At 40.8% G+C, this 23588-nt stretch carries 18 protein-coding genes and 1 pseudogene; 3 read left to right on the top strand and 16 right to left on the bottom strand.

Annotated features, from left to right (window positions below; translation table 11 throughout):
• Nucleotides 1-49 precede the first annotated feature (49 nt).
• The 12 genes from KVT34_RS17785 to KVT34_RS17730 form a co-directional block, all read right to left on the bottom strand.
• On the bottom strand, nucleotides 50-5356 hold the full coding sequence (locus KVT34_RS17785; protein ID WP_217560148.1) for a non-ribosomal peptide synthetase: 5307 nt from the start codon (nucleotides 5354-5356) through the stop codon (nucleotides 50-52).
• Nucleotides 5331-6137 (bottom strand): class I SAM-dependent methyltransferase, encoded by an 807-nt coding sequence (locus tag KVT34_RS17780; protein ID WP_217560147.1) that lies wholly within the window; start codon nucleotides 6135-6137, stop codon nucleotides 5331-5333. The genes KVT34_RS17785 and KVT34_RS17780 overlap by 26 nt, the downstream gene beginning before the upstream one ends.
• Nucleotides 6134-8092: a cyclic peptide export ABC transporter gene (locus KVT34_RS17775; protein WP_217560146.1), complete on the bottom strand. Its 1959-nt coding sequence runs from the start codon at nucleotides 8090-8092 to the stop codon at nucleotides 6134-6136. The genes KVT34_RS17780 and KVT34_RS17775 overlap by 4 nt, the downstream gene beginning before the upstream one ends.
• Nucleotides 8089-8343, bottom strand: a complete 255-nt coding sequence (locus KVT34_RS17770; RefSeq protein WP_217560145.1) for an acyl carrier protein — start codon at nucleotides 8341-8343, stop codon at nucleotides 8089-8091. Before KVT34_RS17770 ends, KVT34_RS17775 begins: the two co-directional genes overlap by 4 nt.
• 1127 nt (nucleotides 8344-9470) lie before the next feature.
• Entirely contained in the window at nucleotides 9471-10085 is a 615-nt protein-coding gene (locus tag KVT34_RS17765; RefSeq protein WP_217560144.1) for an NUDIX domain-containing protein, read from the bottom strand.
• A 531-nt stretch (nucleotides 10086-10616) separates the two neighbouring features.
• The gene (locus KVT34_RS17760) at nucleotides 10617-11324 is read right to left on the bottom strand and encodes a hypothetical protein (RefSeq protein WP_217560143.1); all 708 of its coding nucleotides are present in this window, start codon (nucleotides 11322-11324) and stop codon (nucleotides 10617-10619) included.
• A gap of 353 nt (nucleotides 11325-11677) precedes the next feature.
• The gene (locus tag KVT34_RS17755) at nucleotides 11678-15214 is read right to left on the bottom strand and encodes a hypothetical protein (protein ID WP_217560141.1); all 3537 of its coding nucleotides are present in this window, start codon (nucleotides 15212-15214) and stop codon (nucleotides 11678-11680) included.
• A 75-nt stretch (nucleotides 15215-15289) separates the two neighbouring features.
• On the bottom strand, nucleotides 15290-16162 hold the full coding sequence (locus KVT34_RS17750) for a DUF5677 domain-containing protein (RefSeq protein ID WP_217560140.1): 873 nt from the start codon (nucleotides 16160-16162) through the stop codon (nucleotides 15290-15292).
• Nucleotides 16163-16602: 440 nt separating this feature from the next.
• On the bottom strand, nucleotides 16603-17229 hold the full coding sequence (locus KVT34_RS17745; RefSeq protein ID WP_217560139.1) for a hypothetical protein: 627 nt from the start codon (nucleotides 17227-17229) through the stop codon (nucleotides 16603-16605).
• Nucleotides 17230-17485: 256 nt separating this feature from the next.
• Nucleotides 17486-17986 (bottom strand): YhjD family protein, encoded by a 501-nt coding sequence (locus KVT34_RS17740; RefSeq protein WP_217560138.1) that lies wholly within the window; start codon nucleotides 17984-17986, stop codon nucleotides 17486-17488.
• Nucleotides 17983-19248 (bottom strand): DNA polymerase IV, encoded by a 1266-nt coding sequence (locus tag KVT34_RS17735; protein WP_217560137.1) that lies wholly within the window; start codon nucleotides 19246-19248, stop codon nucleotides 17983-17985. The genes KVT34_RS17740 and KVT34_RS17735 overlap by 4 nt, the downstream gene beginning before the upstream one ends.
• The gene (locus KVT34_RS17730; RefSeq protein WP_217560136.1) at nucleotides 19248-19616 is read right to left on the bottom strand and encodes a YhjD family protein; all 369 of its coding nucleotides are present in this window, start codon (nucleotides 19614-19616) and stop codon (nucleotides 19248-19250) included. The genes KVT34_RS17735 and KVT34_RS17730 overlap by 1 nt, the downstream gene beginning before the upstream one ends.
• A 373-nt stretch (nucleotides 19617-19989) precedes the next feature.
• Between KVT34_RS17730 and KVT34_RS17725 the strand changes: the two genes are divergently transcribed.
• Both KVT34_RS17725 and KVT34_RS17720 read left to right on the top strand, forming a co-directional pair.
• On the top strand, nucleotides 19990-20295 hold the full coding sequence (locus KVT34_RS17725) for a hypothetical protein (RefSeq protein WP_217560135.1): 306 nt from the start codon (nucleotides 19990-19992) through the stop codon (nucleotides 20293-20295).
• Nucleotides 20296-20716: 421 nt separating this feature from the next.
• Complete coding sequence (locus KVT34_RS17720) at nucleotides 20717-21277, top strand: hypothetical protein (RefSeq protein WP_217560133.1); 561 nt, start codon at nucleotides 20717-20719, stop codon at nucleotides 21275-21277.
• Nucleotides 21278-21420: 143 nt separating this feature from the next.
• Here KVT34_RS17720 and KVT34_RS32615 read toward each other — a convergent pair whose 3' ends face one another.
• The 4 genes from KVT34_RS32615 to KVT34_RS17700 all read right to left on the bottom strand — a co-directional run bounded on the left by KVT34_RS32615 (nucleotide 21421) and on the right by KVT34_RS17700 (nucleotide 23070).
• Complete coding sequence (locus KVT34_RS32615; RefSeq protein WP_309244104.1) at nucleotides 21421-21771, bottom strand: S-layer homology domain-containing protein; 351 nt, start codon at nucleotides 21769-21771, stop codon at nucleotides 21421-21423.
• Entirely contained in the window at nucleotides 21684-21938 is a 255-nt protein-coding gene (locus KVT34_RS32745) for an S-layer homology domain-containing protein (protein WP_217560170.1), read from the bottom strand. Before KVT34_RS32745 ends, KVT34_RS32615 begins: the two co-directional genes overlap by 88 nt.
• Before the next feature lie 503 nt (nucleotides 21939-22441).
• Nucleotides 22442-22705, bottom strand: a complete 264-nt coding sequence (locus KVT34_RS17705; protein ID WP_217560131.1) for a GNAT family N-acetyltransferase — start codon at nucleotides 22703-22705, stop codon at nucleotides 22442-22444.
• Nucleotides 22706-22731: 26 nt separating this feature from the next.
• Nucleotides 22732-23070, bottom strand: coding sequence for a hypothetical protein (locus KVT34_RS17700; RefSeq protein ID WP_217560130.1), 339 nt, complete (start codon nucleotides 23068-23070; stop codon nucleotides 22732-22734).
• A gap of 431 nt (nucleotides 23071-23501) precedes the next feature.
• Between KVT34_RS17700 and KVT34_RS32740 the strand changes: the two are divergent.
• Nucleotides 23502-23576, top strand: a pseudogene (locus KVT34_RS32740) (IS66 family transposase); the annotation flags it as partial.
• Between the last annotated feature and the right edge of the window lie 12 nt (nucleotides 23577-23588).

Genomic DNA, 23588 nt, shown 5'->3' with positions numbered 1-23588 from the left:
GTCTCGTCTTCACGCCCTTTCGCTATTTCGTCGTGATACGGCAACTCTATCAATGGAAGGTACGCCTTCTTCTTAGCTGAGCCTCTTTCCGTTTGTCCGCGCTTCGCTGCAATTGATCATAATTGATGGAATCCCTCGCCTGGCCTTTTGTTAGAAATTCAGACAAAGCATGAATCGTCGGGTATTTGAATAGATCTACAATCGTTATTTCTTGGCACAACCGATCCTTCAGTTTCACTTGGATTTGCGTCATGAGCAGGGAATGCCCGCCTATGTCAAAGAAATTATCGTAAATGCCGACTTGATTGCGTTCCAGAACGTCGCACCAGATCTCAGAGAGTTTTCTCTCCATCTCGCTCTTAGGCGCAGCGAAATTATTCGTTTCTTCCTTGTCCTCGATCACAATTGCGGCCAGTGCTTGCAGATCCGGCTTCCCATTAACCAGACGAGGAATTTGGTCCAGAACGACTAAGGAGTGTGGAACCATATATCCAGGCAGCTTCAACTTCAATTGAGCCATTAACGCACTCTTCGACAAAGACTGCTGTCCGCTCTCTGGCATCACATAACCGATAAGCCGATTCTCGCCGGTCGAGGCTGATTTACAAATGACAACGGCTTCTTGAATCTCTTCAAACTGAGTAAAGGTCCGCTCAATTTCGCCGATTTCCACCCGATGTCCGCGAATTTTGACCTGTCTGTCTATCCGTGCAATATATTCAAGCTGTCCATCCGACATCCATCTTGCGCTATCTCCAGTACGGAACATCCGTGTGCCGGCTCCTTCAAACGGATTAGGCAGATAGGTGGCGGCTGTCAGCCCGGGATTGTTCAAATATCCTCTTGACAAACCGTCGCCGGACACATAGATTTCTCCGCTTACACCGACTGGCACCTGATTCAGGTTCTCATCCAGCAGATAAATTTGCGTGTTGATGATCGGCTTGCCGACTGTGATCAGTCCGCGATCAGCCAACTTTCGATCTATGACCGTAAAAGTGGAACATACGGTTGTTTCCGTTAATCCGTACCCGTTGACTAGCGTAACATCTGACATTTTATCGAAATCTCTTGGAGATAGCTGCTCACCACCGCTCAGGACAAGCCGTAGATGAGGATAACGTTCGATTTTCTTGTTCAGCCTCATAATCATCGAAGGGATTGTGCTGATGATACTAATTCGGCGTTCCTCAATAATCGACAGCAGCTGTTCCTGGTCCAGCGCGATGTATTCATCGATCAAGACAAGCGCTCCTCCCGAACATAGAGTTGGCAGCGATTCCCCGACAAAACTCGCGGAAGAGACAGCCGTCAACGGGAGGATGCGGTCGGATACGCCAGGTTTGTAGGAATCCAGGAAAGAGAGCACGAGATTCGTAATGCCACCGTAGGTGAGCATCGAACCTTTGGGCATACCACTTGATCCCGATGTGAAAATGACACAAGCGGCATGTTGGCTATCCGCCTGTTGCCCGCTCCTTCCTCCTTTCGGCGTTGCTATCCGTTGCTCCCATCCTTCCTCCAGCCGTAGCATGGGAAGAGCGTTAAAGTATGCTAATTGTTCCGATAAAGCTGCCGTTGTCACGATACACTGGAGCTTCGTTTCCCGGATCATATTCCCGATTCGCTGCAACGGATATTGCGGATCTAGCGGCACATAGACGGCGCCAGCTTTGAGAACAGCGAGTACACTCACAACAAAGGCAGCTGATCTGCTGAAGTAAAGCCCAACTGTGCTCTCGTTTCTAATTCCCATCTCTTGCAACTGGTCGGCCAGATAATCAGACAGCTCATTGAGCTTGTAATACGTCCACATCTGCTCGCTTGTGCCTTCAAGAGAAATAATGGCCGGTTCATGCGGAGTTCGCCGGACCTGTTCTTGGAATAGATCCGTCAACGTTACTGAACTCAGTGTTGCACCGTTCCATTCTTTCATATCTGTCCGGTTCCATTCGGTGAGCAAGTGCCGTTCATTTTCCGTCAACCCGCTGATTGCAGAAATCGGTAGTTCGGGTACCAAGGTCACATGCCGGAATAGCTCAGTATAATGATCGGCCATCCTGCGTACAGATTCCGGTTGGAACAGGTCGGTATTGTATTCAAAGGAGAGCACAAACTCACCATTAACTTCCGTAACCGTTACGGATAAATCAAACTGGGCGAATTGCTGTCCTAGCGGATAAGATTCAAGCTCAAGACCGCCCGTTGTGACTTGCACTCCAGGCAAATCAAGGGTCAACGCAGATAATTCTTGTTTATCCAGCACATTGGATTCTTGCATGACAAACATAACTTGAAATAGTGGAGAGCGACTTAAATCCCGTGCCGGTTGAAGCCGCTGAACTAACAAAGGAAACGGATATTCTTGATGATTGAAAGCTCTCAGCGTTTCTGCCCGGACGGTCTTTAGTACTTCCCGGAATGTGTCATGTGTGTTAAACCGGGAACGGACGACAATTGTATTAACAAAATAACCTACCATATCTGCGAATGCCGCACGGCTCCGGCCTGAAGTCGGGGAACCGACTGGAATATCTGTTAATCCGGTATATTTATTAATTAGAAGGTTGAACACAGTTAGAAAATACATATATGGTGTTGTACCTGTGTCTTTCATTATCTGGCCCATCGCTTGGATGACATGGCGGTCTGTGAATTTTACCGTATGCGTATCACCACGATAAGTCTGAATAACTGGCCGTTTGTAATCGCTTGGCAGTTCCACTATGGGGAGCTCTCCCGAAAGCCGGCTGCTCCAGAAGTCCCACAACTGCGTCCCTCGGTCGGAGGCAAGCTGCTCAGCTTCCCATTCGGTATATCGAAGGAAGTTGCCGCTTGCTCCAGCCCGTTGTGTCGGCGTGCCGCCGTAGCCCGCGCCCAGATCTTCAATCATGAGGCTAAGGGACCAGAAATCAACGGCGATATGATGCACCGTAAGCAATAACACGGGTTCTTTATTTTCTCTTACATAGACCCGCAGCTTAATGATGGGTCCCTTCTCCAAATCAAAGGGTTCCGCTGAATCTTGCTTCAAGCGCTCATGCAATTTTTCATCGTTCCAATGGGCCACGTCCTGTACATCAAAAGGAATTGGCGCGTCCGTTACCTTCTGAGAGGGGACTCCGTCAACCAAAGCATAGGTGGAACGCAAGACTGTATGCTTGTCCAGGAGAGCCGCGAACGAATTCCGCAGCTTATCGACGTCAAGCTCATTCTTGATCAGCAGCGCTTTGGAAATCTGATACGCTGTGCTGCTCGGCGCCAATTTATGGAGGAAAAACAACGAGCGTTGACCATGCGAAAGCGGATGAACGACAGGATCCGCCGACTTATTCCCGTTACTCGTATTCAAGGGAAGCTCTGCTGGATGCTTTCCGGCACGATCAAGCTCCTCCACAAGCTGTCTATAAGTGACATCCTCCAGAATGCGGGCCATGGAGATGTGAATGCCGGCATGGCTCTCCAGCCGATGCATCAGATTAATCGCTTTCATTGAATCTAGGCCATATAAGTAAATAGGCTCATCTGGATTAATGTCTGCCCGGCCCACTCCCGTGATTTGTTGAATCTGCTTTGACAACCACGACTCACCGGATTCCTCCCTGTCATTGCCAGCATGATGAGCCGTCTCCGTGTCAGCCCGCCATTCATGAACGAGAGCAAGGGATCGATCCAGAAATGACATTTTGGATGACTGCCGTTTAATCTTTCCGCTCGAAGTTTTCGCAATGCTACCTGGATTTATAAAGACGAGCGCGTAAATTTCTAATTCATGATGCTCCATAACGGCCCGCCGAATCGCTAATATGACTTCATCCATAGGCTTGTTGCGATACTGTCTCTCTACTTCCTGAACGATAACGACACGTTCTTCACCATCGTGCTCGACCGTAAACACGGCGTTCGAAGACGCCCGCAGAGCAACATGGCATGCCTCCGCGGTGTACTCGATATCCTGTGGATAGTAGTTTCGTCCTCTTATAATGAGCAGATCCTTCATTCTGCCTGTAACAAACAATTGGCCGTCCTTCATAAAACCTAAGTCTCCGGTGCGTAAATACCCGCCTTCCTTGCCCTCCAGTTCTACATTAAACGTCAATTGCGTCGCTTCTTCCTTCTGCCAGTACCCTTGGGCTACATGGGGACCTTTAATCCATATTTCCCCGACTTTCCCAGGCGGGCAGGCGTAAAGCGTTTCATGATCAACAATCTGAATATCCTGATATCCCCAGGAAACACCGCAGCCAACGATTGTTCGGGTATCTGCGCCCGGCTCATGCCTGGGGACCGCCCACCCGTCCTTCAACGCCTCTTTCTCCACGTGGAGCTCCTTCTCGGCAGTTGGCGATATGCCGCCGCTTACGAATAAGGTCGTCTCGGCAAGACCGTAACACGGGCAAAATGTCTCTCTGCGGAAACCGTATTTGGAAAAATTTGCATTGAATTTCTCAAGAACTTCGTAGCGTACAGGCTCGGCTCCATTAAAAGCCACCTTCCATTCGCTCAAATCGAGTTCTTCACAATCCTCGGGAGTAATGAACTGATTGCATAAATCAAAGGCGAAATTTGGCCCGCCGCTCGTATGCGCGCGGTATTCGGAGATCGCTTTCAGCCATAGAACCGGACGGTGGATAAAGGTGCTTGGCGCCATAAGTACACAAGTACTGCCCAGATACAATGATTGAAGCGTATTCCCGATCAGTCCCATATCATGGAACAAAGGCAGCCAGCTTACATAATTCGACTTCTCTGTATGACGGTAAGCCTGCTTGATCATTTCTTGATTGGCTAGCAAATTGCCATGCGTAACTATTACGCCCTTCGGCGCCGATGTAGAGCCGGATGTATATTGAAGAAGCGCGATATGATTCTCAGTAATATCGACACTATTCATCACCGTGCCAGAGACGTCCGCTTCATCGGTCATTAGCCAATGAGAGATACCTAGCTCGGCGCAGTATTCCGAATTATGAAGCTTCGCAAATAAATCGGAGGTGGTTAGTGCCAGTGTGGAATGACTATCGTTCACAATGGTTTTCAGACGCAGTAAAGTCCGGTTCGGTTTGGGCGGATAGACGGTAACCGCTATGACACCGGCATACAAACATCCCATGAACGCGACTAGAAAATCGATGCCTTGGGGATATAGCAAAAGAGCCCTATCGCCTATTTGCAACCTTTGGCGCAGTCTTGCGGACACCATATCTGCCTGTCTATCCAATTGCGCATATGTAATACTTGACTCTTCGACACCAACCGTATTTAAAAAACGATAGGCGATTCGATCAGGATGAATCTGCGCTCTTGTCCTGAGCAAATCTGCATAATTCTTAAAGGATATCGCAGCGTTTGTCATAGACGGATTGTTTTCCTCCGATCTTTGTTCTTGTTCCAGCAGACCAAAGAATCTGGTGCACAAGAATCCGAACCTTATCTGTTTCCTTTACCGGCTGCTCTAAATCAAAATTTTTTAGTTTGTCCTGCTTGTTCGTAAGCAACGCCGGAACTGAGAAAGCGATACAATCGACTTCAGAAAATCCCAGATGATTTAAACGGTTCGGGAGTTCCATCGAGATGTTCGGGTGCGGAATATGACGGATCGATTTCTCGATCCAAGCGTATGCGAATTTATCGAACCGGTCCTGAATCAGACTTACAGGAGGCAAGATTCTCTCCGCAATATAGATTCGTCCGCCGGGCTTAAGCACCCGATGCATTTCCTGGAGCACTTTATCAGGATTTTGCACCCATTTAATTAGCGTATGTGATACCAGATAATCGAACGATTCGTCAGGGAACGGTATTTGGTGCGCATCGCCCTTTATATATCGAACCGGCAGCTTCTCGCTTTCTGCACTTCGTACCGCCTGTTCCAGCAGTTCATCTTGAAGATCCATCCCGGTGATATCTAAATCCAAATATCCAAATTTCGATACGATAAATTGACAAAGAAAACCGGTTCCACATCCTACGTCTAAAACTTTCTTGCCGGTTTCAAAACCCAAAAAATTTACAAGTTTACTCTCTACACCGCTGTAAAAGGAGCTTCTCAACGAGTACTCCAGATCATTCGTAATCTGATTGATATCCGTTTGTTGACTACCCAGTTGAGTTACAAATAAATTATTCTCCATCATTGCACCTCTTCCAAAATTTTGGACATTTCGGCTGATTCGCTTACGATCATCCCGCTTTCCATTTTGATGACGCGATCTGCGTAGTGAAAATAACGATCATCGTGCGTTATAGCGATGACGCATTTATTTCTGTCTCTCAGATACGGGAGCAACTCTTCGTAGAAATAGGTTCTAAATTCAGGATCTTGATCCGCCGCCCATTCGTCCAGCATGACAATCGGCCTATCCTCCAGAAGTGCGATTATGAATGCTAGCCTCTTCTTTTGGCCAGTGGACAGTTCCTTATTCACAAATGTCCCATTGCTCACGGAAACTTTGTGCTCCATTCGCAGCAACCGTATATATTCAGCAATTTCTTCTTCTCTTTCTTCGCAATCAATTCCGTACAATCGATCCATTAAATAATAGTCGCTGAAGATCACCGAGAAATGCTCTACTTGTTCCCGAACCAGCAATTGTCGGCCGTTGAACAAGATTTCACCTTGATTGGGATGGTACAAGCCCGTAATTAATTTAGCTAAAGTGGATTTGCCGCTGCCATTGCCACCTGTAATGAATACGATTTCACCGCTTGAGAAGACAGCGCTTACAGGTCCTACCGTAAACGTCTCATCTCTCTCCCCTTTATATGTATAAAAAACATCCTTTAGTTCAATGACTACGCTGGGGGAATCTGTAATCGTTACTTGACTGTCGCTAATGGGGGGTGACGGGGCTACTGTATATTCCTCGATTGTGTTTTGAATTTGCTTCCAGCTTATACGAAAGGAGATGAACGAGGGAATTGCCGTGAAAATCCCGTTCAATGGACCGGCCATATATAGAAACACAAACACATAATCGATCAAATATTCCCTTCCTAAATTAGGGAACATAACCGGAAAACCGAAAGCGACAAGACCGATAACGAATATGAACAGCAATTGTCCGATAATGATGACATTTGTAAACTTCATGTCGCCTTCCAGATACGTCTGTTTATATTGTTCGCAAACTTCAACGATATGTTTTTTGAAGCTCTCTCTTCTATTTGCATTTATATACATTTCCTTATAGCCGTTGATCATGCTGTTGATCATTTGATAGAACAGGTCCTGTGTTTCTCTGTTTTTCATCCAGCCTTTATTCGCCCGCTGACCGGCAAAATAAAAGATACATCCTGTGAAAACAACCAGTACAAATGCGAATAAAAATCCGTAAAAGCTTACCAGGCTCAAATAAACAAAACAAAACAACATAGTTAATACATTGGTCACAAAAGAAACAATCATATTGGAGACACTGCTTACAACATTGGCATCATGATTTAAGAGGGCCATGATTTTCCCTTTGTTCATTAACTCAAATTTCTGATAGGTCGTACCCGTCAATATTTTGATCAATTCAACACGTTTCTCATATACCGTCTGGCTTGTCAGATTGATAAGTCTGGTTCTTACAATCTTTTGACAAATAACAATACATGCAATAAGAAGATTAAATAGGATGAAATGAAACATATTAACACTTATTACACTTTTCAAAACCGAGCTGATCGAATAAATCGCCAATGCATTACCAAATGCGGAAATCAAGCTTAATATAACTAATATAAAGTATGAATTTTTCTTTTTTTTAGGAAACACCCAATAAAGGAAGTAGTTGGAACTTAAGATGATGGGTGTTAAAATGATAGCAAAGCTGGAGACAGGAAGCTGGGGGGAAATCGTTGCAGCAAGTATATGCTGCCCTAATAGTAAGATGGTCAATACCGTCCCAACTGCTAAAACAATGTATAATTTTCGACGACTAATTGTAATGGCAACTTGCCGCCTGCCTGTGTTCCATTGATAAATGAAGGATATGATCGCCCCCACGCCCAAAAAAATTGCAATATAGAAGACAGTGTACCATTTGTTCAGCCATTCATTCTCTGTGAAGAAGGAAACATAATCAGTTAGTTGAAGCTCTATCATGCATTATCATCTCTACTTTCTAAAGCAGTGTTAACCATACTAATAATTTTTCGTAATGTACTGCATTCTTCTGGTAACAATTCTTCAAGCTCAATATCGTAGAACGATTCCAATGCAACCATACTTTTTATAAATCCCATTGAGCTTAGTCCCATTTCAAAAAGGTTCTGATCTAATTCCACCTCACCGATCTCCAACTTCTCGCTTATGTTTTTTAATACAGTTTCTCTTACAATTTTTTCGACAGACATTAAAATGACAACCCCCATAAAATGATGTAGGTCATTCTTGATCGCATCCTATTTCGACAGCGGTATTCTCTCAACATAATATGGAACGGAGAGAGCGTTTGGACTGCCTTACAAAAAAACAATATATTTAGATTGCTTTATTCACCAAAATTTAATGTGGTTCTAAAACCGGTAGAAATTCAAGGAAATACATCCCTAAAACAAAGCGAACCAAGGTTTCATTTTCCTCAAATAGTCAATAATAGAACCTAAATTAAATTTTATAAAAATTGTATTTATATTACTGTTTAAACAAGCTTACTATAAATGACATTAAGATTATAGTGATGCAATTCAATTAATTTTTATATAAATCAAAGATCGCATGGTTAATAACCAGCTCTCCCATTTGAATTTCTCCCTTTTTGGTACAAAAAAAAGGAGACCATAAAGGCACACATAGGTGTATACCTTTATGGTCTCCTTTTTTCGTACTGATTTTATGCTAGCAAGTAGCGTGACAGCATCCTCATACGTTTGCACGAGGGAAATTTGTTTTTTATAATATTCTATTTCCCTAACAATAAGGTTCATTCTCGCTCCCCTTCTACGCAATCGCCAATCAAGGACACTATTACTGCCCTACTTCTCACCTCTTGAGTTAAGCCTTTAGATCACAAGTGATCGTGGTTCCGTCATTATGTGCAAACCACAGTAGCCATAAAAAACTCCTGCTATAAAGATAGCAGGAGTTTTGTTAGATTTATTTTTTATCAATAATTTGAATACCTATGGATGCTAAACGCTCCCTAAACTGAAGCTCATGAATCGTTTGAACAAGTTGCAATTTGTTCATGTAATTTCTTTCTGAAATTTCTTTTTGCGTCAACGTTGGCAGTTTTCTAGGCTTAGTTGGTTGCCCAACATAATCTTTCCATAAATTCGTTATCTCTCCAGCCCTTAAGCCCGGGCTGATTCATTCTGAGACGTGTATACTGGCTATACAGTTTTGCCAATGACGGAGGTAAAACATCGCCAACTAGGTCGGAACGGATAGCTCGAAGGGACTTTATTTACAAGAACATCCTGTACCGGGGCATCCTAAACTAGCGAAATGGATTGCATCCGCATCTTCTAACAGATTTGTTTCATGCATATTGTGATTTGATTACATCAATATGAGTGGTTAATTCTGGGTCAAGTACATGTAATTGCTGAATATCAATCCACTCGTAGCTATAAATCTCGCCCTTATCATCCCCATTTCCAGTGACGCAATGTTCCCAATTGTCGGGAGTATGGCCGTCAACTAAGAACAACAAATCGTACCTTTGAATGTAAGACTGAATAAATTCTTTATAATATATCGTTGAACCCAATGAACTTATATATTTAACGTTTTCCAAGCCTGCCTCTTCCTTGATTTCTCTCCTGGCTGCTGCTGTCGCTTCCTCTTGTTGGTCAACCCCTCCGCCCGGAACTCTGAAAAACTGAATTGCATCATTTAAACACTTATGGACTAATACCTGATATTTTCCGTTCGCAGTTTCTCTAATAATAAACGCCGAGACCTTTCGCTTTATGTTTTGACCCCCCAAGTATTTTCCCTCCAGTTTTAAATTTCTTTCACTGGCATTAAGACTTCTTAGCTTCTCGAGGAAAGAGTCATAGCCTCTATTTATATGAAATACGTTGTTAATCACGGTTTCTCCTGGAATTCCAAAAGCTGCGATTATAGAGACGGCAGCAATAGTGTCATACATTATATATATCTTTTTCAGATATCAAAATTATAAGTTCCTTGGCAGAATTGGATTACGGTCGCGTACGATTACGCGCGCCCCGGCTGAGCACAGCATGCGGATCAGCGGTGAGTTGCTGACGCCGGCCCCTATTACGGTCACGTCCCGTCCGGCAAGCGATTGGATATAGGTATTAAAAGTAGGATTCATAAGCATCTCAACTTTGAAAGTATCACTACATCAAATATACCACATTTATAAAGACGTTTCAGTCACCTGCGTTACTGCCAGAACGTCGCGTTGTCTACGCTTATCTCACATCGTTCTCTTTGCGTCTTGAGAAAGATCCTCAATTACGGGAAACGATATATGTTCTTGTCCCAATACGGCAAACGATATAAGTTCTTGTCACTGACTTGTGCCAAGAACTTATATCGTTAAAACAAAAAAAGCCGCTGTTACGCGACTTTTAAGCATATATGTTCATGTCATCCGACATCAAAACTAAAAAAGCCGAAATGATGCGACTTATTTACGTTAATCGTTCTGCGTTCAATAGTCTGCCTCCTTCCAAAAATGTCTCGATAGATTGCCATTATCCGCTTCCGCTTTTACCCTGTTCCACTCTTCTTTTAAATATTCCTGGGTTAGAATGACTAGCTTCTCAGTATCATTTATGATATCTATTTTTGTGTTCGTTAGGTTTTTTAAAAACTCTTTATTCAAAGTTTTAACTTGTTTATTGTATACATCGATGCTTAATTCTTTAATGGCATCATCTAATTCTTTACCGCTTTTTCCATCTAGCTCATGAACTCTGCTTTCAAGTTCTTTCAGCATCATCTTCTGATTGGACCCTAAAAAACTTATTTCTCGCTCTTCAGACGTTTTCTCAATTAAAGTAAATTTGCTGTATAAATCGAAATAATTAACTTGTAATCGCTCAATTACATTAATGATTTCCTTATCTTTTGTTCCTCGATAGTTGAGTTGAAGCTTTATTCTAATCTTGGTTGAGATAACCTTATCAAGATGCCTTGCTCTATGTTCCCCTACCTCCACATTTTTAAAATCATGAAAAGAAACTAGTGTAACAAACTCTGTAACAAGCTCTTTCAGTTCTCCCATCCATTTTATACGGGAAGATGTTACTGTATTGATAAACAGTTGCTTTCTTGTGTTTGAAATGTTAAAAATAACAGTAATAATTACACCACATAGAGCAATAACAGCCACTATAATAGCTATTTCCGAGTTCATATTTTCCCCCGACCATATTTTACTGTTCTAATAGTACCACTCTTTTGTTGAAGAAATCTGTTCGGCACAACTAACAATGAGCAATACACTGTCTTCCAGGATTGAAGGGGCCAAATGAGCCGTCCTAGTAGCCATCTATCAAGCGAGAATCAGCTACTCCAGCATACACTGTACTTACAAACTGATGAACCTTGATATCATTTAAAACGGAATTACTCTATAGATTCTGGCCAATTTCAATATATAATTCGGACCATTTCTTGCTTTAACCATGGGGAATGTGATCTTCCATGTTCTCATGAAATCTTGGTAAGGGGCCCTGGCCTTACAATCATAAATGCCTACACAAGTAATCACATATCTCTGCGTTCTACGAGTACTTGTTTAGCCTCACGTTCGTAAGAGCCCGATAATTCCCTTATTGTCGCAGCAAATCGATGATATCCAGCATTTTCTATGGCCTCAGCTTGCTTTCTGTACTTTTCCGCTAATTCTCGTTCTTCTGATCCAGTATGATCTACCCAATGTACTCCTCTAGAATTAAATAACTCAATTCTGAAACCCACACGCATCTCTTCAGCATCTCTTGCATTAAGAGCTTTAGCCGCGTTTTTATCAATCCATAGGCCACTAGAATCAGCTGGGCAATATACCAGAACCTTCCCTACATGTTGAAGTGCCACTTCGAGATGCCCCGTTTCTTTACATATTGATTTAATTTCCAATAGCCATTTCCTAAAATCCTCACCTGATAGTCTGCCATCTAACCTAAGTCCAGGGGGATTTCTCCATGTGCTGAGCAATTGAAATGCATTTTCGGCAAGCACTTTTTGAGACTCTGTAGTTTCAGTATCCATGCTGTCTCTACTAGACCGATAGACCAATCGAATTACCTGACAAAAAAAATCCGGATCACAAGCAAGTTTTTGCTCCAGTAACTTTGGTGACGCAGCATAGCTCTCATTTAAAATTGTAAGATACATCCATTCGATTTGGAATAGATCATCTTTAAACGTATCAGGGTTCTCTTGTAGTGATTTAATTAATTCTACGATTTCGAGTGCCTCATTAAAATATTGTTCATTGGATGAGTCTATTGCTAACAGAGCCCTAATCGTTCGAGCACTATCCAAATGTTGCGAATCGTGTAGCATTTTATTCAGACATTTTATAGCAGCTACCGGCCTACCATATTCTAATAACTGGTCTATTGCATCTTTAAGTCCGGCCTCAGAATTAACTTGATATGGGTTTACAATGACAATACTCCAGTAATCTGCCTTCAGATCTCCAAGTTGTTGATCTACTCTTTCCCATGTTTCTTCAGAAAATGGGAGGCTTGAAAAGAATTTTGTCATCTGAGCCTTTGTCCAGCCAAACATTTTTATCTGGTCGACCCATTTCCATCCCTGACTATTATAACGTCCTAAAATAAAAGCAAATGTAAATTGTGAGTATTTATTATCATTCAGATCCAGGAATTTTGGAAGTATATCCGAGTCCATATTTATTATGCTACTAGAACCTAAAGAATTTCCAACACTACGGGGAGATTCAACTTCGTCCACAAAACGAAAAACAGCATTTGTCCCACCATAATTGTAGATTTGTTCAATAGCTACTTTACGCCGCTCATTAAGTTGTTGCCATTGTCCCTGTATGTTACCAAATTCCTCGTAAAGATCAGATTCACGGTTTCCAAACAATGGGCGATTTAAATTGATCGGATCTTTAGGTGCTAATGCTTTAGTAACCTCTTCAATTTTATTGATCATTACAGAATTAAGTGCCCATTTAGCTTCAGAAAATTTCTTGTGCTTTAAAATGAGTTTATATAAATTTGTCCAAAGATAGACACGCTCGTCTTCTGGCATATTTATAATTAGTTCTGAAGATAAATATTCCAAAAGTTCCTCGTTAGATTTTTGTGGTAGATGATCTAAAAAAGTAACAAGTTCAGTAAGTTTATTGAAATCATGTTTAACTATTTGAACTGCTAAATCAGCGTAATTCGAAACTTGATCCCAATATTCGTCTTGTGATACTTTCCTGTTCCATTCTAAAGGTAATTTACGCCATTTAGGTATACGAGATCCAGAAGAGGTTTGTTGTCTGTTTGGTAACAAATTCAATATGAGCCCCCAACCAACTTCGGGGTATTCATTTGTTAGTGTTTCAATTGCTACTTTTCTTTTTACTATCGAAGCTACCGTCTGCGGAAACCATGGAAGAAAAATTGTTACCAATGATCTCGATGGTCTATTAGCTGAATTACCCCCAGGGTCGCGTTCCGCCAATTCACCAAGAATTACAGTGGTGTTAACTAAAAATCTTTCTTCCCAAGCAAGTGTCTCCAATGCCCAAAGTAGCCCAGTAAGATAGTTTTCTCCTGTAAGCCCACTGCGTTCCTGAATAAACAATTCATCAAAAGGACATTTAGGTTTTGTTAATGTACCTTCAATTTTTTTTAAAAACGTTTCAGGGGCTGCTTCAGCTATATATGGAAGAAGACTATTCAAGCTTGCCCATAGAACCCAGTCTGCATTGGCAAAGACTTTGTTAACTATCGTTACAACAATTCTTTCAGAGTATTGAAATGAGCAGCTAGTAAAATTATCCGAACGACTGCCAAGTAGAGCCAAGCTTTCAGCAATGCCTTTTCTTAAGGTCTGTGAGTACTTCATATTCTTCCCATGAAGACTAGCTGCGAATCTTTCTTCTGCTAATAGCTCAAATTTAGGATCACGTTCTGTAAGAATTACCTCAGCACAATGCTGAAATTTGTCTAGTACATCATCGTGTATATACGGAGCCAGTTCCTCCCAAAACTCATCCCGGTTATTAACCCTCCACACACCATCTTTTAGGGAAATAGGACAAGATGGATAATGAATTGTTTTCCGTAATTCTGAAATCCAAACAAAGTAATCTTCTCCTACAAAATTTGAAATTAATTCTCTGTCACCTTCAAACTGTTCATTCCAAGAACCCAGAAAGTTTGCTAGTACAAAAACAGAAGCGTGTGCTCGAATATCAAATTGTTGTTCTACGACTTGTAGAGTAGTTTTCTCAAAATCTTCTGGTATCATATTTATAATAGGCTTTTGAAAAGCCAAACGAATATCTTCATCAATGCTCTCAAGGTTTATTAGACCAGCTGAAGCTGATTTCCAACTAATCGATTCTAATATCAGAGCCCATAAATCCTTGACTCTATCTTGGGAATACTGTCCAATAAGAGTATGAAGTAAAGACAGTGTAACGCCTTTAATATCTAAATCGTAAATCAATAAATTAAAACTTTTCAAAAATCGCCATAGTTGCTCGTCAGTAAGCTCTTTACTATGATTTGCTGCTTTTAGATGCGTTCTAAATACATCTAACTTTTCCCTTTGCTCATTACTAGTAAATTTTGCTAGATTTATCCTCTTGAAGAAGTCGTCTGTGTCCCTTGCTTCTTTTGCCTGTTCCAATAAAGCACGAACATGTATAGTATCTTTTGCACTAAGAGGCCCTGTAATTAATGCTATAGCATCTAAACCTTCAATAAATAACTTTTCGTTTGTAAAATCGTTCCACGCAGCCTTTATAACCTCCCCAAATATACTATTACCTTTAATAACTTTAACAGAATGTTTAATTTGTCCTAAAAGCTTCGCTTGTTTATCACCATTAAGCTGTTTTGCAAATAGTATTAGATCATCTACATCGAATCCGTCATATTTTCCTTGAAATTTAATTTCGTTTATCGGCCATGTTGGTAAACAAGGTGCGAATCCGCCTGTTAACATCAAAACAACAAAAGAAGCTTGAACTCTATTCTCAAAATGAATTCCGCCACCTCCGGTTGAATAAGGATTGCTGAGTTGTTTACTTGTAATATCGTTCATATATACACCCCATCGAAAATTTTACACAATTTAAACACAAGGGAATTTATGATGAATTCCTTATGTTTTGGCCCCCTAATTATTTAAATGAATGCCCGACTTTTCAAATTGCTTGGACAAATCAATATTTAAATAATATAAATGGTTAATTATTGAAGCCATATGTATCAACATTCTTGAAGCCATTGGCAAAACTATATCTACATCACGAAAATTCGCTCCAAAATCAATTATTAATCCTTGTTCAACTTCTTTAAAATAAGAATTAGAACTACCACTTACACCATGCACAAACTCACTTGTCCATCTATAACAGCTGTGATAGACCTCTTCAAGGATTATTCCTGACATTACATTTAGATCATCTACTTTCCGCGCTCGTTGTTCAATCTTTGAAAAAATAGCCCAGCTTTCTCTTTTGTATTTCAACTTAAATTGTTTATACTCGTTTGATAAATTACTAGATACTTTCTCACTAAAAAGGTATTCTGGGCTACCCAAATCTAGTTGCTTACTTCTCCTATGCTTTTGCATATTATCCCAAGCATTTTCCATTTTATGCCTTGAAACATGCATATAATCCATCCATGCTTTACGTTCCTCTTCTGTATTATTAATACTCTTACATTGCCATAAATAAGATAAATTAATTAATGATTCAATAATAGACCGGACTAACACTAGTCCACTCGCACCTAACCCCAATTTAGATAAGTGGTATATCGACAATGCCTGATGATAAGTATGAGCGAAATAAAAGGCACTTATCACTTTTAAACTTCCTAGTCTGAAGGGATTTAATTTTTTTTGTTGAAGGGTATCTATAATGACATCACATGTATGTAATACCGAAATATGCCGTGACAAGTGAACGAAGTTATCATTGTCTTTTATAAGTCCTAATTCTAATAACCATTCCTGTGATAATGATAATTCATTTTGTTTCATGGTTACCTCCCATTACGAAGTATTTTGATATCAAATTTTTTACTATAATATCACTGGTGGGAAAAGGTGTAATTTGATTCAGTTTTTAAAATTGGTTGTATTCTATACGGAGACCAATTTATGTACTTTTCCTCAATAGGCAAATGACAAGAACGTATATCGGTAAAACAAAAAAGGCCGCAACTGCGGGCTTTAAAACATTATATTCTTATTCCCAATATCAAAGGATAAATTAGATTTTAAATTTTATACCGTTCAATACTCCAAAAACTTCACTAATTATAACTACATGACTACTATTAAGTTACCATATATTATTTTGTGAGCTACATACAGACCTTACCATGCGCCATCTAGCAATAAAAGCACTCTTTTATTGCTAGAGCCAGTTGGACCGAACTACAAAGAGTACACTTAGTTATGTTTCAGGTACCAAGAATTCAAGGAAAACTTGATTCCGTTTTCTTTCCTCTCTTACTGCCATAACACTTTTTGCACTGCTTCCGCCAACTTTGCTCATCACTATTTACCCAATAAGCACTTTCACAAGTTGTACATGTCACCTTAACCCGATATAAAGCCCATATTAGTTTACTCGGATCAAATTTAAATTTGTTAGTTGCATTTGAGGGATCCGGATTTTCTACTTTTACAGCATCAATTAGGCAAGATCGGCATAGGTTAAGCTGGTTATACAGAGTAAGCTTTACCCGGCCATAAAAATCGAAATCAAGCTCCTCAAGCTTGTCGCAGTTTACACAATATCTCTCGTCCTTAATTAACTTGGCACGTTCTTTCTGATTTTTACAGAAATCTTCATGTATCGATGTGTAGTACCCTACTTCTTTCATAGGGTCCCCACATTCATAACAGATAAGATCCTTCACTGGTGTTTTAGGATTTACAAAAAGGTAATAACCACCTCCATGTTTCTTATCCTCTTCCCAGTATGCATTACGTATAACACTCACTTTGTTTGGAAACTGACAACTAGGACAAACATGAGTCTCAATTATTTCTCGGCAATCACGGCAGTCGCAGGGTCTATTCCAGTCGCAGTTTGGCAAATTTAACTCCTCTTTTCAATATTTTAAGATTCATATTTTGATATTCGAGTATATCCCTTTACATAAACAAAAATAAACCGTCCTCGCCACAGGTTGCGGTTTATTTATTTCACAAATCGCTTTTGAAGCCGACCATCCTTGAAAGCGGCTACTGTACCCAAGGGCCAATTTCCACAAGCTCCATACTTCATTTTACAATCACTTTCCTATATTATCCAGACAAAATAAGGCTGACTGAGTGTTTTTTGCTGAAATCTCAGTTGCCGCGCTGTTTTCCCTCTTGTTGAATAATGGCTATTAGAGATTTTGCATACTTTCCAATTTTGAATCCTATGTCTTCGCGCAGATAATCCCTTGTGATGGTCATTCGTCCCTCCGCTCCTTTACAGCTATAGGTATACACGATTTCGCTGTGTTCCTTGATACAACCCTGAATGCGGATTTGATGATCCATAAGCGACCTGCGGCAATGCTGAATATCTTGGCGTATGTGTTTGGCCAGAACTTTAGCAGCTGCCGAATAAAGATGTTTCAGTGTCTGATCGGATTTCTCCACTTCTTTGACCTTCTTAAGTACGATCTCAAGCACCATTGGAAGAACTACACTCTCCCGGATCATTTCAATTTCTTTCGCTGATGGTGGCATAACAGATTGCCTGGGCATTTCCCGCTCCTTAAGAAGGGACTGTTCTTTGTGCTGCGGCAGTAACATCCGGCTTGACTCCCATAATCCATTACCAGTTAGCTTTTTACTCACTTATAGTGCCCCCCGATTTTTTGTGCTCGCTCAAGTGCTTGACCGGAGTTAAGAGAAGAAGCTCGAATGATGGCCGCGCTGCCAAATCGATCTTTAATAGCATCGGTAGCTCGATCTAACGCACGAGCTCTCACCTGATCATCAAATAAAGTTAACTGGTACCCGTTGTCCTCCACCATCCCGCTTAACATTACTCCTATTCTCCTTACAGGCATCCGGTCCCAGTGGCGATAAAAAAGGGTCTTTACGGCTTCGAAAACAAGATTGGTGTTATTCGAGGGATCATTCATTTTCATCTGCCTGGAAAAGCCCGTAGGCGCCTCATACGGGCTACACATGCAGCTCACCGATACAACCTTTCCCATATACCCTTTTCGCCGGCTATCGCGGCATACTTCTTCCGTCATCTCAAGTAGGATATTTTCAACTTCTTCTTTCCGGATATAGTCTCTCGGTAAGGTCATCATATGACCGATCGATTTAGGAGCGGCATATAGTGTACCTGGTGTGACAGGGGAATCATCCAACCCATTTGCCGTGCGCCACATCACTTCCGCTTGGATGTCGCTCTGCTTGCCGAATCTGGCACGAAACCGATCTTTGAGTTTTGGTAATGGGGTCCTGGCAATATCGCCAATCGTATTCATACCCATACGATTGAAATGAGCATTCATTCGGGAACCAACACCGAACATCTTTTGCACCGGTTGCGGCCAAAGCAAAGATTCTACCTCATCCTTACGCAGCGTGAAAATCCCGCTTTTATTTTTCTTTGCCCAGATATCCGTCGCTATTTTGGCGAGCATCTTATTTGAGCTTATTCCTATTCGTATCCATACTCCAGTCTGCTGAAGCACTTTATGCTGTATGGATTGAGCAATGTTTATTGGATCGCCAAAAATTGAGATGCTCCCGGTAACATCTAAAAATTGCTCATCAATAGAAAAGATCTCAACTAAATCCGTGTATTCCTTATAAATTTCTGTAATCATGAGCGAGACATCGATATAATGTTGCATTCGCGGTCTCATAATAACCAGTTCAGGGCATTTTTTAAGAGCATCCCCTAACGTTTCAGCAGTGGTCACTCCGTAGCTTTTAGCAATTGGACAAGCGGCGAGAATGATTCCGGATCTCCTGGATGGATCACCAGCAACAGCCACCGGTTTATTTCGGCAGCCTGGATTATCAGCTTTTTCGACGGAAGCATAAAAGGATTGACAGTCTGCAAGAAAAATAATGCGGTCGACTTTTTTATCCATTAGACTTTCCCCCTTAAGCTCATCAATAAAGTTAATAAATCGGCTTTAATCAGTGATCGAAGCATATTAAAGTGTCTTACGTATCCACGGACTAAGTAATCCACTTCCACTCCGGTCACAGTTCGATTCGTATTCAAGATCTTTATATCCCGCTTCTTCATCGTAAGGCGGAGGGTATGTATTTCAGCGTGTATTAAGTTTTCAATATCCTTCAAATAAAGCAGTATGTGATGATAAACAATTTTGTCCGAGTACACGTTCAAGTCATCTGCATCTCGGGCCAGCATATCAAGTAAGATCGGATAAAGCGTAAAGTCCTTGACCAGCCGTGTCTCTTCTTCTACATCCATAATTGATCGTTCGCTCATATTGGCACCTTCCCGAAACAGGAACGTTTATTCGTATATTATACAGCGAACATATGTTTGTTATGCAAGTGCATTTTCTGGAAATAGAGAAATAAAAACCGACTGCTTAAAGGTGTTCTAATCCGTTTATACCAGAGTGATAACTAACGACATAGGAAATACTAAGTAAGTTAAAATGGAATAAAAGCCATAAAGGTAAGCAATATCAATATCATGATGCTAAGATATGTTTTGCGCCATTCGGGAACTATTAACAACCATTTATGTTTTTTTGATACTTTTGAACTAGTTTTAGATATATAATCAAATCATGAATTAGTTCAAAACGACTACAAAAATCAATAACATTATCTTAAGGAGGCCCATGATTGAGATGTTAAGAGATTTTACTATTCTAATTGAAGAGGACTATGCCTCTAACAATGTTAGTGCCTATATCCCGGAACTACGATTGAATGTTGTCGGTGATACAGAAGATGAAGTAATTGCTTCTGCACAAGATCTCATACAAGCTGAGTATGAAAAACACGGAAACCAAAACTTTATGTCTCTAGAACTCTTTCAGTGTCCGTTAAAATTCCAGACAACCACCACCCTTCTCTCTTCTCTTCAGCAGTTTAAACGAAAACCAACCCGCTCCCCTCAGTATGCTCATCAGGAAGCGGGTTTTTATCTTTAAGCTAATCGCACTGGCTTTTTTACAAACGTATTTTAATCTCTTGTATCTATGTGATTTCGAAAGAATAAAGGGGATGATGAAAATTGAAGGAGTCGGATATTCAATGGGTATTCAGTGGTGTAGGCGTAATCACCATATCTTACCTATTGCCAATCTTGTTTGCAGGCTTTGCTTATGCAATTAAATATTTTGGGCCCTTTCTCTGCAATGAAGAAAAAGTACTACTGAGTAAACAAGGCCGAGCAGTACGAAGTTTTTTCTATGGATAAGTGTTGCGGCTTTCAGTGCAGCATACTTTGGTTTATTAACAACTTATTCATCCTCAGAGTTTTCTTTCTTTAATTACTTAGCTCTCATTTATTCATCTATATACTTTTATATACTTTTTATCCCTTTTGTTATTATAGTGTTTACTTTCGCATTGAGTAAAACAGTAAAATCTAAGTTCACTTCATGGGCAAAGAGAGGATTTAATCAAAAACGAACAAATAAAATCAAACTTTTCTTAGTTCTTTTAATTATGTTTTATTTGCTATCTGCCGGGATTAGTATGGGAATGCTTGTGAATTCACTCTTAATTATGGTGATGAAAGAAAAAGATTTACACCTATCATCTTCTATTATGACTGTTTTTTATCTTTACAAGTTGCCTTTTAACTATATGTACATTTTTATCCTTAGTTTTTGCTTATATTTTTTAAGCTTTATACCATCTAGAATGATCTGGCGTTTTATCAGTCATGCTAAAGTCATGATGAATGTAACTACTAAAGATGGGTATGTACACGCAAACAAGTATCTTCTAAACCCAGATATTAATAACAGCTTATTGCTTGGTGCGTCCGATAATGATTTTGATCCGAAAAAAATATTAATACCGAAAGAATCCATTTCACATATTGAATTCTTCACCATATATTTCGAATTTGAGAAAGAGTATAAACGAGAAGTTCAAACTGATTTTATTATTTTGCCTAAGTAGTTGAATGCCTCCGTAATTTCTCAATATGTAGACACCCTCTGTAAAACGCAACTCGATTAAGGATAGTCATAGGCATTAAACAACGTGCCATGACTATCCTTATTTCCAATTCCCTCTTTGATTTAACCAACTAGCTCATGATCTTATTTCCTAACTACGCGATAAAGTATAGCTGCCGCTTCAGCCCTATTTAAGGCAGCTTTTGTTCTGAAGGTTTCATCTTGATACCCGTTTATTACCCCTTCACTATCTAGGTAGCTCACGGCTTCTTTAGCATACGCTGAAATGTCCGTAGCATCCTTGTATTTAACCCCCGTCAAACCATTCGCATTATTTTTGCTAAAAATTCTAGCGACAATAGTCGCTGCTTGTTCCCTTGTGACGACTTCATTTGGAGCAAACGTCATTAAACTTTTTCCCTCGATAATTCGGAACTGCCAGGCTGCTTGGAATTCAGGAAAGAACCAATCATCCGAACTGACATCAGTAAAAATGCGTCATAAACTCGGTCAGCTTTTAGTCCGGTAATTCGGACAACCATAGCCATAAATTCTGCTCGCGTGATCGGTCGATGAGGCTCAAATGTGTTAACCGTACTTCCTTTAATGATTCCTTTCTGCGACAGATGCCTAACGGCCTCTTTACTGAAGATGCCTTCTATATCGGTGAATCCTCCGTTTTCTCCAGAAGGCTTTTCAGTTTGGCCACCTGATGGAGTACCTACAGGTCAACCTGCTGTAAACAAAGTGATTTCCGATTTTTGTGAAGATACGGCATTCAGTGTATAGAAAATACTGAGCGTAAAGTGGTTCCAGGCTGCAGTTTATTATCGTAAAAACAGGTTCGGATCCATTATATAGGATGGTTCCATTCGCAGTAGTAACCGTGTACTTTTGTGCCCTCGGAATGGATAGCAACTTGAGCTCGATGCTTTTCTCTACTATTCTAAGACCACCATTCTGGTCGAAGAAGTCAGCAATATCCAAGTACTCAGCACACAGTTATCAAAATACCAATCCAAAACAAGACCATAAACTGCCAGTTGGTATCTGAGATCTTACCATGCCATAGTCGCTTATCGAGATAACTCAGAATTTTTATATAGTTCTGCTCCGATAACACAATATCCCTCCTTGAACTTCCATTGAATTGGGAATGACGTGACTACTTATTGATTTCAAATGTATCTGCTTTCGATAACAGCTCAAACTCTTCCCGAGAAGCCCCAAGGTCCTCATTCAACCAAAGGATCTTTCCAAACCCCTCATTTAGCTTTACATCGAAGCCGAACTTCCGGTAAAAATGAGCAGACCGATCAATGTGACCCCAGTCGACACCTGAAATCCAACCGTTGATGAACTTGATTTTCAACTGGTGAGCAAGCTTCAAGATCTCGCTCATGACGATGGAGCCGTAGCCGCGATTCACGTGAGCACCCTCGATACGAATATCTGCTATTTGAATATGTGTTGTTCCTCTTGAAATACGTATAAGTAGATATTGGGGTCAGGGAGCTTTACACCCTTGTTTGTAATGATCCGAATACGCAAATTGATATTGATATCGTCTTGATCGTCACCGTAATACAAGCGGTATACGATTACTCGTTCGTTATGCTTATTGGTCACGACATTGAGAACACGATGCCCTTCGCCTTCGATCTGAGACGATTGATATTGAACCTCGTATTCGATGTCGCCTTTCCGCTTCAATGGGATCGGTTTATAGTTACGTATTCGCTTCAGATCATCGATTGAATCGTTGCTGCCAAATAGACCTTTCAAAACGTCCATAATTTTTAAACTTTCTCCTCATCAATAGATCGATCTTCGCCTTTCAAAGCAAGAACCCCCTTGTAGCCCAAAGCCACATCTATAATCCATAATTCAACAGAACACCTCCTAATACCTTCCATTAATTCGACAAAAACATAAAGAGAGACAACGGTCATCGCTGTCTCGGTCGATACAGTATGCACATGGCATCGTAAAATAATATGCCTTACTGACACTCTTTTTTGTTCGGTGCTAATTAGAAAATGTACTCTTTAATTGTGTATTCCAGCTGCTTTAACTCCTTTCGGGGTTTAATTTAATTTCTCTAGCATCCAAACCAAATTTGCCTCTATGGCCCGAAGGTTGTCTCCCTCGAGCATCCGCTCCAACAAGTCGTTTTGAACTTCGCGAGAGGAAGGGACGACTTGTGCGGGCGAAGTACTCGATGAGACAAGTTAGCGGCGTTTCTAAAGGATAGTCGGTTGAAGATTAACAATAACCGAAGTGAACGGTCAATTAAGCCATTGTGATCAAGA

The sequence above is a fragment of the Paenibacillus sp. GbtcB18 genome, from assembly GCF_019091125.1.
In the GTDB taxonomy this organism is placed as follows: Bacteria; Bacillota; Bacilli; order Paenibacillales; family NBRC-103111; genus Paenibacillus_F; species Paenibacillus_F chitinolyticus.
Note: the sequence above shows the minus strand (reverse complement) of the source record. Positions and strands in the feature narration are given on the sequence as shown.